The sequence below is a fragment of the Alcanivorax sp. HI0044 genome, from assembly GCF_001634945.1.
Genome location: NZ_LWEZ01001680.1, coordinates 1 through 1,164, shown reverse-complemented (window position 1 = coordinate 1,164; position 1,164 = coordinate 1). Strand labels below are relative to the sequence as shown.

The window sequence follows — 1,164 nt, the reverse complement described above, 5'->3', positions numbered from 1 at the left end:
TCGTCAGTTGGCATACCCGATCAACAAGATCCACAAAGCTCACTATGTGATGCTGAACATCGAATGTGACGGCGAGACCCTGGGCGAGCTGGAAAACACTTTCCGCTTTAACGATGCCGTAATCCGTCACCTCGTAATTCGTCGCGACAACGCCGTAACCGAGCCGTCGCCGCTGGCGAAACACGACGAGAAGGAAGGGGCTGCCAGCTAATTTTGGAAAGCAACCACTGCGAACTCACTGGTGTGATCGTCACCTTGGAAAAGGTGGCCCTGACTCCAGCCGGAGTGCCCCGCCAGCGAGTCTGGCTGGAACATCGCTCCCGGCAACTGGAAGACGGACATCCCCGTGAAGTCCAGGCCCGCATTGCCGTGATTCTGGCGGGCGGGATGACCCAGCAGGCCAAGGGCCTGAAAGAGGGTCAGCGAATCAAGGTAACCGGATGCCTCAGCCGCGCCGGTTACAAGGGAGACGCCCGGGACCGTTTGCAATTGCTTGCCCAAACGCTGCAAAGCCTTAACTAAGGATTCGACAGGAGATTATCCAATGGCCCGTTTTTATCGCCGCCGCAAGTTCTGCCGCTTTACCGCGGAAGGTGTTGAGTACATCGATTACAAAGATCTCGACACCCTGAAAGCCTACATCACCGAGACTGGCAAGATCGTGCCCAGCCGTATTACCGGCACCAAGGCACGCTACCAGCGTCAGCTGGCCTCTGCTATCAAGCAGGCTCGCTTCCTGGCGCTGCTGCCGTACTCTGACAGCCACGACAATTAAGCCGAGGGGACCATCATGCAAGTGATCCTGCTGGAAACGATCAAGAACCTGGGCGATTTGGGCGCAGTGGTAGACGTACGTTCCGGTTACGGCCGTAACTTCCTGATCCCGCAAGGCAAAGCGCTGCCTGCCACCAAAGCCAACCTGGCGGAAGTGGAGCAACGTCGCGCCGAGCTGGAAAAGCACGCTGCAGAGCAGCTGGGTGCTGCCCAGGAACGCGCCGAGAAGCTGAACGAAGCCGCAGTTTCCATCGCCGCCAAAGCGGGCGACGAAGGCAAGCTGTTCGGTTCTGTGGGTACCCGCGACATCGCGGAAGCCATTTCCTCTTCCACTGGCGTGGACGTGGAAAAAGCAGAAGTGAAGCTGCCCCACGGTGCACTGCGCACCAC

4 protein-coding genes are annotated in these 1,164 nt (G+C 58.5%); all 4 read left to right on the top strand.

What is annotated here, in order from left to right; all coding sequences use genetic code 11:
* The coding region (gene rpsF / locus A3730_RS25230; protein ID WP_063539242.1) for a 30S ribosomal protein S6 at positions 1 to 211 on the top strand (211 nt) is incomplete at its 5' end.
* A 2-nt stretch (positions 212 to 213) separates the two neighbouring features.
* On the top strand, positions 214 to 522 hold the full coding sequence (gene priB, locus A3730_RS25225; RefSeq protein WP_063521307.1) for a primosomal replication protein N: 309 nt from the start codon (positions 214 to 216) through the stop codon (positions 520 to 522).
* Between the two features lie 22 nt (positions 523 to 544).
* Positions 545 to 775: a 30S ribosomal protein S18 gene (rpsR, locus tag A3730_RS25220; RefSeq protein WP_007148676.1), complete on the top strand. Its 231-nt coding sequence runs from the start codon at positions 545 to 547 to the stop codon at positions 773 to 775.
* A gap of 15 nt (positions 776 to 790) precedes the next feature.
* The coding region (rplI, locus tag A3730_RS25215; RefSeq protein ID WP_063539240.1) for a 50S ribosomal protein L9 at positions 791 to 1,164 on the top strand (374 nt) is incomplete at its 3' end.